Annotated in this window: 9 protein-coding genes and 1 pseudogene; 8 read left to right on the top strand and 2 right to left on the bottom strand. The window is 33.2% G+C overall.

What is annotated here, in order from left to right:
• Together HNQ00_RS02165 and HNQ00_RS16310 are read right to left on the bottom strand one after the other, a co-directional pair.
• A partial coding sequence (locus HNQ00_RS02165; RefSeq protein WP_173836604.1) for a transposase occupies nt 1-164 on the bottom strand: 164 nt, incomplete at its 3' end.
• A 99-nt stretch (nt 165-263) separates the two neighbouring features.
• Nucleotides 264-380 (bottom strand): annotated as a pseudogene (locus HNQ00_RS16310) (DUF932 domain-containing protein); the annotation flags it as partial.
• 1,199 nt (nt 381-1,579) lie between these two features.
• On the opposite strand from HNQ00_RS16310, the gene HNQ00_RS02160 reads away from it, so the two are divergent.
• The 8 genes from HNQ00_RS02160 to HNQ00_RS02125 all read left to right on the top strand — a co-directional run bounded on the left by HNQ00_RS02160 (nt 1,580) and on the right by HNQ00_RS02125 (nt 9,995).
• Nucleotides 1,580-2,263 carry a BON domain-containing protein gene (locus HNQ00_RS02160; protein WP_173836602.1) on the top strand — a complete coding sequence of 228 codons (684 nt, stop codon included), beginning with the start codon at nt 1,580-1,582 and terminating at the stop codon, nt 2,261-2,263.
• A gap of 315 nt (nt 2,264-2,578) precedes the next feature.
• Nucleotides 2,579-3,625 carry a glycoside hydrolase family 130 protein gene (locus tag HNQ00_RS02155; protein WP_173836600.1) on the top strand — a complete coding sequence of 349 codons (1,047 nt, stop codon included), beginning with the start codon at nt 2,579-2,581 and terminating at the stop codon, nt 3,623-3,625.
• The gene (locus tag HNQ00_RS02150) at nt 3,615-5,978 is read left to right on the top strand and encodes a glycosyltransferase (protein WP_173836598.1); all 2,364 of its coding nucleotides are present in this window, start codon (nt 3,615-3,617) and stop codon (nt 5,976-5,978) included. Before HNQ00_RS02155 ends, HNQ00_RS02150 begins: the two co-directional genes overlap by 11 nt.
• A 69-nt stretch (nt 5,979-6,047) precedes the next feature.
• Complete coding sequence (locus tag HNQ00_RS02145; protein ID WP_173836596.1) at nt 6,048-6,377, top strand: hypothetical protein; 330 nt, start codon at nt 6,048-6,050, stop codon at nt 6,375-6,377.
• A 304-nt stretch (nt 6,378-6,681) separates the two neighbouring features.
• The gene (locus tag HNQ00_RS02140) at nt 6,682-7,440 is read left to right on the top strand and encodes an MlaE family ABC transporter permease (RefSeq protein WP_026707183.1); all 759 of its coding nucleotides are present in this window, start codon (nt 6,682-6,684) and stop codon (nt 7,438-7,440) included.
• A 4-nt stretch (nt 7,441-7,444) separates the two neighbouring features.
• Complete coding sequence (locus HNQ00_RS02135) at nt 7,445-8,185, top strand: ABC transporter ATP-binding protein (protein WP_173836594.1); 741 nt, start codon at nt 7,445-7,447, stop codon at nt 8,183-8,185.
• Nucleotides 8,186-8,224: 39 nt separating this feature from the next.
• Nucleotides 8,225-9,172 carry an MlaD family protein gene (locus HNQ00_RS02130; RefSeq protein ID WP_173836593.1) on the top strand — a complete coding sequence of 316 codons (948 nt, stop codon included), beginning with the start codon at nt 8,225-8,227 and terminating at the stop codon, nt 9,170-9,172.
• A gap of 322 nt (nt 9,173-9,494) precedes the next feature.
• Nucleotides 9,495-9,995, top strand: coding sequence for a Dps family protein (locus tag HNQ00_RS02125; protein WP_254598422.1), 501 nt, complete (start codon nt 9,495-9,497; stop codon nt 9,993-9,995).
• Nucleotide 9,996: the final 1 nt, after the last annotated feature.

The following is a 9,996-nucleotide window of genomic DNA, read 5'->3' as shown; positions in this document are numbered from 1 at the left end:
GTAACTTTTAAGCCTGCCTCTCCTTGTTTCTCATGCTTCTTCTTCCAACTATACAAACTTCCTGTACTAACACTGTATTTACGACAGGTTTCTACAACGCCTAATTCTTCGCAAGAAGATAAAATTTCCAACTTCTCTTCTAAACTCCATTTCTTGTATTTCATATCTCAAATGTACTATTTGAAATTTAGAATATCACTCTGAACTTATAAGGGGCTAAAATAACCCCTATTTTGAAAATTAGTACAGATTTCAAAAGCTTTTTAAGATTTTAATTGTGCAGTACCACCCAAAATAATTGATTGTAATTTAGCTTCGCTATCCTTATAGCTTCGTACATTTTGATAGTAGCCTCTTACAGCTTTGTACGTACCAATCAAAGGTCATGCGAGCCATCTGTGTATCGGGAGCAAACGGAAAAGCACACAATAAAGCAATCTCCTTCAAATATTCGTTTATTTTTTGATTTGAGGCTACAGGCAGGACAGTGCCACGTTGCATACAAAGAGGATGATCCATATATTTATCGATTATTATAAGGGCTTGCGGTAGAAAAGGAACATTAGCTGCAGAGCCTGTTTTATTCTGAAGCAATACCAAGGGGATATAGAATTTCGTTCTTTATAATCATAAAAAATCCTGATCCTTCAAGCTCCTTTGCACAAGATTCTGGCAAAAGTGATTTTATGGGGCAAAATGGTAAAAGCCTAGCGATTTGTAGTCAAGCCAATTTTCATAAAGTAGATCTAGAAATGGAAGAATCACTCGTTATTTCATCATATCTTATTAAATTGAGTTACTAGGGAATCTTAAATTAGCTAAAGTCTTTTGGTCTTTATCCTAGGAAAAAGCACATATTTTTGGCGCCGCCATTTTCGAATTATACTACTGAAAATTACGATTTTTCGAAAGTAAAAATTGCGGCTTCGTTACAGAATTTGGATTATGAAATTGCAAATGGCCACATAATCTCCAGTGTATGTTTTATAGTAGAACCTGATAATGAATCACTCACTATGTGATAATGTTGCATTTCTTTTTTTGTTTAGCTGAGTTTTAATAGCATTTGAAAGTCTAAATCAATAAAATGGTTTGTTGGACAATCAGCAACACCCATTTCTATTCCTTTTCGCATATCCATTCTTCCTGATTATGCAGTTATAATAATGAAAGTGATTATATCAATTGTGTTCTAGTAAATAATAAAAAAAGCGGCAGGCAAGATTACATTAAAATAATGGGAAAATAACTTCGAATAATAGTAGTGTAGCTTCACTAGTTTCGAATTATTTTATTGAAAAGAATCTTTAATTCATTGTATCATAAAGGAACTGCTGAGTGTATTACCTAGAATATACTTAGTTTTTCTTCACATTGTAAATCAATTTAAATACTTGTAATGAAAACAAATACTATGAGTTTCACGGACTGATATTGAAAAAAGTGTTTCACATCACTTTTAGATAGTCCTACAATCATTTCCATTCGAAAAAAAGTACCTCAACTTTGTCAAATAATTTATTAAAAGTGACCTGCACTAAGCTAGTGATAAAAGCAATTAAATTAAAGCACTACAGATATGAAAACAAATGAAGAGTTACAAAGAGATGTTCAGAATGCTATTCAATTTGAACCCCTTATGCATGCTGCAGAAATAGGAGTGATGGTAAAAGATGGTATTGTAACCTTAACAGGAAATGTCGATCGCTATTACAAGAAGATAGAAGTAGAAAATGCAACCAAAAACGTGGCAGGTGTAAAAGCTGTAGTTGAAAACATTACAGTTATCAATAATGATTTTGTCAAAGATGACAATGAGATTGCTGTTGAGGTTGTATATGCCTTAGATAGTAACTGGTCAGTGCCTAAAGATAAAGTGAAGGTCAAAGTAGAAAGAGGCTGGGTTACTCTTGATGGAGAATTATCCTGTAACTATGAAAGAGATGCAGCCAAAAGTGCAGTAAATTATCTTATGGGAGTTAAAGGTGTTACTTGCAATATCAAAATTAAATCTCAAGTTCCTGATGGTATTGAGAAAAAACATGTTGAAAATGCATTGGCACGCCACTGGTCTATCAATGCCAAAGATATTACTGTTACGGTTTTAGGTGCTATGGTTACCTTAACAGGTGATGTGACTTCGCTATACCAAAAGGAAGAGGCTGGGCGTATTGCTTGGAATACCCCAGGAGTATTGTCAGTGAATAATAGATTAGTAGTAGAATATGATTATGCATTTGTTGATCAAAGCAAAATAATTTAGAATATACATGCTATATGATTAGTACATACAGAATAATATGAAGACTGAGCCAGCCTTATTAATGTTGCCAGACTTGCCCACCACTATACCCATAAATGCATTTTCGAAAATTAAACTAAAATTATCATGAAAATAATTATTGTACTTACACCTTACAAATTTCTAGAAACAATTGATGCAAAAAAATTCTCTCGAGTTCTGGGATTCGCTGCACCTTTTTTTGTCTTTTAGATGTATATGCAACAATAAACATTGCCTCTGCGGAGGCTGTATTTCAGATAAAGAGACAAAAACTAATTTAAGACACGATAGACAATGATACAAGTAAAGAAAGAAGGTGTGGTATTAAGTAAAACAATACTTCCGTTTGAAAACGAAGGTGTACTAAATCCTGCTGTCATAAAAGAAGGCAATTTTGTTCATATGTTCTATCGTGCTGTGGCTGAAGGAAATCATTCGACCATTGGTTATTGCAAATTCGATGGTCCTTTGACATTGTTTGAAATAGATAGAAAACCTCTTTTGATTACTGAGTTTGATTATGAGTGCCAAGGTATGGAAGATCCTAGAATTGTAAAAATTGAAGACCTCTATTATTTAACGTATACCGGTTTTGATGGAATCAATGCTCTAGGATGTCTTGCTATTTCTAAGGATTTGATTCATTTTGAAAAAAAAGGGGTTATAGTACCACAAATCAGTTTCGAAGAGTTTGATAGATTGGCCGAAGAAGAAACAGCCATAAACCCAAAATATTTTCGATACAATGAACACACAAATAGCTTAGAAAAAGACAATAATAAATATCTAGTTTGGGATAAGAACGTGATTTTTTTTCCGCGAAAAATAAATGAAAATTTTTATTTTTTGCATCGCATTCGACCTGAAGTTCAGATTGTTGTAGGGGTCAAAGATTTAAAAGATTTGACAGAAGTGTTTTATCAAGATTATCTGAGACATTTTAATGATTATGTAGTGCTCAGTTCTAAATTTGATCATGAAATCAGTTATGTTGGTGGAGGTTGTCCACCCATAGAAACGGCGCAAGGATGGTTGTTAATTTACCATGGCGTGAAAGATGGTGCTGATGGTTTCATTTATGCAGGATGTGCTGCCTTATTGGATCTCGAAAACCCACAAAAAGAGATTGCTAGACTTCCTTATCCACTTTTTAAGCCAGAATTAGATTGGGAATTAAACGGCGAAGTTAATAATGTTTGTTTTCCAACAGGTACAGCACTTTTTGAGGATACTTTATATATCTATTATGGCGCTGCAGACGAAAGAATTGCCTGTGCCTCTGTTTCCTTTTCAGGATTGCTAAATGAATTAATACTTTATAAAAAAGAAGATGATAAATAACGTAAGATCAAAGCATAATGATGCATTTGTAGTTGTAAACGAACCTCTAATTAACTCGATAGCGACTACTAAACAAATAGTTAAGGCCGGCAGTAGATCTGAAGTATTATTTATAACTTCTTATCCGCCACGCGAGTGCGGCATTGCTACCTATTCACAAGATTTAATTTTTGCATTAAATAACAAATTCGAAAACACATTTGATATAAAAATAGCAGCATTAGAAACAAAGAAACATAAATACAGCTATGGAAAAAAAGTGGTCACTGTTTTAGAAACAGATAATGAAAATTCCTATCGTGAACTTGCAGCGCAAATCAACAAAAACACATCGCTAGAATTAGTTCTTATTCAGCATGAATTTGGACTATTTAGATCAAACGAAGCTGATTTTATTGATTTTTTAAAGTCTATAAATAAGAGTAATATCATTGTTTTTCATACGGTTTTACCTAATCCTGATGCGGCATTGAGAGAGAATGTTGCACAAATTAATGCAAGTGTTGACTCATTTATAGTAATGACAAAAAACTCAGCAAAATTACTGCATCAGGATTATGGAATTTCAATGGATAAAATTACTGTTATTCCTCACGGCATCCACTTAGTGAAGTACATAGATAAGGAAATTTTAAAAGAAAAATACAATTTATTAGGCAGGAAGGTAATCTCTACATTTGGTTTATTAAGCTCAGGTAAATCTATCGAAACAACGCTAGATGCAATGCCTGCCATCATTGCAAAAAGTCCAAATGTTGTGTTTTTGATTATAGGTAAAACGCATCCCTCTGTCGTTTTGGAAGAGGGAGAAAAATACCGTGAGGGTTTAGAACATAAAATTGAAACCTTAGGGCTGCAAGAACATGTGAAATTTATTAATTCTTTTCTGCCACTTGATGAATTGTTAGATTATTTACAACTTACAGATATTTATCTATTCACGTCAAATGATCCTAATCAGGCGGTTAGTGGTACGTTTTCGTATGCAATAAGTTGTGGTTGTCCTGTAATTTCAACGCCAATACCACATGCAAATGAGTTAATCAAAAACAAAGGAGGATTGACAATCAATTTTGGTGACTCAAATCAATTAGCTAAACAAGTAACCTTATTGCTCGATAATCCAAAGTTGCGTAAGGAAATTTCAAGCAATGGTATTCATAAAATGGCGCCAACAGCTTGGGAAAACTCTGCAATTGCACATGCTACTTTATTCAAAAGATTTATTAATAGAAAAATTAGACTGCAATATATTACTCCCAAGATCAATTTAAATCATTTGAAAGAACTGACTACATCATTTGCTATGATTCAATTCTCAGTAATTAACAAACCCGATTATAAAAGTGGGTATACGCTTGATGATAATGCGAGAGCATTAGTAGCACTGTGCCAGCATTTTGAATTAACAAATGATCCTGAAGACTTAACTTATATCAACCGATATTATGAGTTTATTCATTTTTGCCAACAAAAAGACGGTACTTTTTTAAATTATGTAGCTACAGATAAAAAATTTACAGAACAAAATAGTGAAAATCTTGAAGATTCGAATGGTCGGGCGATATGGGCTTTGGGATTTTTGCTTTCGATGCACGAAATACTGCCAAAATCATTAATCATAAATGCAAAGCATACCATGCAAGCTGCCTTGATAGGTGCCGTATCCATGCATTCCACAAGAGCTATGGCTTTTACGATAAAAGGAATTTATTACAGTAATAAAAAAGTAATGAGTTTTGAATATAAGGCATTGATAAAGTTATTAGCCAATCGCTTGATGCAAATGTACAAGCACGAATTAAAACCAACTTGGCATTGGTTTGAAAGCTATATGACGTATGGCAATAGTATTTTACCAGAAGCCATGCTCTGTGCTTACCTTGCTACTGGAGAAATAGTTTATAAAGAGATAGCAAAAACGTCGTTTGATTTTTTATTAACTAAAATTATGTCAGATGATAACATTACAGTTATTTCAAATAAAGGGTGGTTACACCATAATGCTCCAGTGAAAGAGAAAATACTTGGCGGTGAGCAACCCATCGATGTGGCTTACACCATTCTAGCTCTAGCAAAATTCTATGAAACTTTTAGGTGTAATCGCTATCAGCAAGCTATGGAAATGGCATTTAGTTGGTTTTTAGGTAACAATCATCTGCACAAAATTATTTATAACCCGTGCACAGGAGGTTGTTATGATGGACTAGAAGATAGTTATGTCAATCTTAATCAAGGAGCAGAGTCAACAGTAAGTTATTTAATGGCAAGACTAACCATGGAAAAATTTAAAAGGGAGATGCATGATAAGAGCATGGCGATTAAAAATCGAAGTGTAATGTTAACCAATTAAAAAATGGGTAATTCCTAGTAAGAATTTTAAATAATCAGGTACCAATAATTTGTCAATACAATTAGTAATATGAAATCAACAAGAAATATTTTCAAATCACCAGAATCACAGCAAAGTAATTTAGATCGAATACACTATACACCAAGCGATGATATCTTTAATAAACTTACAGAGGAACAAGATATTGATCCAGAAAATATTTTGAAAAAAAAGTTCATTATTAAGCCTAGAAACAACAAATGGAACGAAAAGGACTTTATTGAAGATGTTTCCGGTTCTGACTTAGATAATCTCGGTTCTGAACTCGACGATGCAATGGAACAAATTGGTAGTGAAGACGAAGAAAATAATGGGTATAGTTTGGGCGGCGATGCGCACAATGATTTGGACGAAGATTAAATAGATCAATAGCGTCTTGTTTTTAAAGATAAGAAAACTTAACATTTATGTTTTTAATTAAATACAACAGTCTATCATCATTAGGAAGCACTCCTTATCGAGAATATACAAATGTATCATGTGGTTTTCAAATTTACTAGACTCGTATTAAGGTTGCAAATAAAATCAAATACGACACGTAATAAGCTGTATTACAATTCATATGAATATAATATTATTTGCTCCAAGAGATTAAAATTCACCTAAAAATTTCAAATCAGTTAGGTCCTAACCAAATAATATTTATCTATTTAAAAAAATAATCATGGTAGCTTTTATAAAAGAGCAGTTCACTCAAGCTGGAAAATTTTCCTTTTTTATTGCAAGATTTTTTAGAGAACTAGTTACTCCTGTTTTTCAGTTTAATGAATTTGTAAGACAATGCTATACCATTGGGTACAAATCCATACCCCTTGTTAGTATTACAGGTTTTATTATGGGTTTAGTACTGACCATACAGTCAAGACCAACAATGACAAAATTTGGTGCAGAATCTTGGTTGCCCAGTATGGTTTCACTTTCACTAATAAGAGAAATTGCACCAGTGATTACAGCTTTAATTTGTGCAGGGAAGATTGCTTCTGCCATTGGTGCTGAAATTGGATCTATGAAAGTTACTTCACAACTCGATGCTATGGAAGTTTCTGCAATAAATCCTTTTAAATATCTAGTGGTTACTAGAATTTTAGCCACCTCTTTAATGGTTCCTTTACTTGTTATTATTGCTGATTTAGTAGGGATTTATGGTGGTTATATTGGGTATAACGTGCACAGCAGTATTAGCTTAATGCGCTATTTCTCAGATGTTGTTGAGCATCTTGATTTTATAGACCTTTTACCAGCAACCATAAAAACTTTCTTTTTTGGATTTTTCATTGGTGTTATAGGTTGTTACAAAGGATTTAATGCTTCAGGCGGAACCGCAAGTGTAGGCCAAGCAGCTAATTCGGCAGTAGTCACCGCTTCACTGTCAATTTTTATTTTGGATATGCTAGCAGTACAAATAACCGATTTATTTTTTTAAAACTATGCAAGAACAACCCATCATAAATATCAAAAAACTCACTAAATCCTTTGGTAAAAACAACGTATTGAGAGGCATTGACTTAACTGTGAACAAAGGAGATAATTTAGTCATTCTTGGTCGTTCAGGTTCTGGTAAATCAGTAACGATCAAATGTGTAGTAGGATTGCTAAAAGTTGATAAGGGAATAATAGACGTCTTTGGAACCGATGTAACAAAATTAAACTACAAGGAACTCAATAAAATACGGTTGAGAATTGGGTTTTTGTTTCAAAATGGTGCCTTATATGATTCGATGTCTGTAAGAGACAATTTAGCTTTTACGTTAAAACATCATACTAAGGATTTACCAAAAGAGGAGGTTGAAAAACAGATCATCGAGGTATTAGAAAATGTTGGTCTTGAAGAAGCTATAGATAAAATGCCTTCTCAATTATCGGGAGGTATGATTAAACGTATCGGTCTGGCAAGAACTTTAGTCATTAAACCAGAAATTATTCTCTATGATGAACCTACGGCAGGACTGGATACCATAACTGGTAAAGAAATTAGTGAATTAATCCTATCGGTCCAAGAAAAATACAAAACCACTTCGATAGTTATAACACATGACATAATTTGTGCAAAAATGACCGCCAATAGGATCATAATTATAAAAGATGGATTGATACATGTAGAAGGAAGTTTTGAAGAACTTAAAAACAGTTCTGATGAATGGGTGCGTTCTTTTTTTGAATATGAATAAATTACAAATAGCATAAATATAGTTTTTAAAATAAATCTAATGGAAAATAAAATTATTAAAGCTTGGAAACTTGGGATGTTTGTAGTGCTATCGCTTACGGTGTTCTTGGTTGCTATTTATTTCATTGGCAAAAGCCAAAATCTTTTTGGAACAACCTTCCATTTGGAAGCAAAATTTAAGAATGTAAGCGGTCTCCAAATAGGCAATAATGTACAACTTTCAGGAATCAACATTGGAACGGTGAAAGAAATTGAATTCGTGTCTGATTCTATTGTAATGGTTAATATGGTGATACGTTCTGAAATTCAACAGTATATCAAGACAGATGCCTCTGCAACCATTGGTTCTGATGGATTGATGGGCGACAAAGTATTGATGATTGCTGCAGGAAGTGCATCACAAGAAATTGTAAAAGATCATTCTCTAATAAAATCTACTGAAGCCGTAGGAATGGAGGACTTGATGAACGGACTCAAAAAGAGTATTGATAATGCCGAGATTATCACCAAAGAGTTATCAGAATTCAGTTATAAAATCAATAACGGCAAAGGTGCTTTATCAAAGGTGCTAACCGATGAAGAGTTTTCTAAAAGCATAGATCGAACATTGCAAAATCTCGAAACCGGAACTGACGAATTTGTAGTTTTTACTACAAAAATGAACGATAAAAATGGTTCTTTGTCTAAAGTTATGACTGATCCTGTTTATGCTAACAGTCTAAAGAAAACTTTATCAAAATTTGAAAAAAGTGCTGCCGATATAAATGTTTTTACAGCCAAGTTAAAGAATGATAAAGGGATCGTGTCCAAATTGCTTTCAGATGAAAAAATGGCTAATGATCTAGATTCAATTGTAACAAACACGAGAACAGCAACAGAAAAACTGAATGAGTTAGAAGAAGCTGCAAAACATAATTTTCTTCTAAGAGGTTTTTTTAGAAAAAAAGAAAAAGCCAAAGATAAAATGGAAGCCAATAAAAATCACTAATGTTATTTTTTAATCATAGAAATAGCCTTTTTAATGTAATTATTACGAACGCGATTATCTTGATGATATAATGCTAATTTTAGGCATCGGCTTACTTATCGCAATGACGGCTTCATTGAAAGGTTTATACCTTTTAATAATTTGCTCATCATTCAAATCAAGCCTTTTTTACCTAAGAGGGACAGAGGAAATAATAAGAATGTAGACTCATATTTTTTATTGATTTTTTTTACCAAATTAAAGTAATGAATATCACTTTTTTAACCACGCTGTGTCATTTCATGAGTAGTCTTTAAGGCGCATCTTTGTTCATGAATTCAAAATGAAGAGCTTTAAATACAGTATTATGAAAAACAGTATTGAAATCACAGCCCAAAATAGAGAAGGTGTTGCAGGAGATCTAGGAAAGATCTTGGCAGATGAATATGTATTATATACCAAAACTAGACACGCACAGTGGAATATTGAAGGCCCTAACTTTCTTGACAAGCACAAATTCTTTGAAGCTCAGTTTGGCGAATTAAATGGCATGATTGATAACGTTGGCGAACGCATACGCACTTTAGGGCATTATGTAGATGCGATGCTCAAAGCATTTCTCAGCGTGACACAGTTTACTGCACAAAAGCGAGAAAAGAATGACAGTCAAGGCTACTTAAAAGAATTATTAATAGACCATGAAACATTAATCATGTCCTTAAGAGATAATATTCCTGTTTTTGCTAACGAGTACCATGACTTAGATAACAGCGATTTTATTATAGGACTTGTAGAAACGCATGAAAAAATGGCTTGGTTTTTACGCTCACATTTAAATAATTAAA

Origin of the sequence: Flavobacterium aeripolare (genome assembly GCF_013294025.1) — a bacterium.
Lineage (GTDB): Bacteria > Bacteroidota > Bacteroidia > Flavobacteriales > Flavobacteriaceae > Flavobacterium.
The sequence above is the reverse complement of the archived record's forward strand: the minus strand, read 5'-3'. Positions and strand labels throughout refer to the sequence as shown.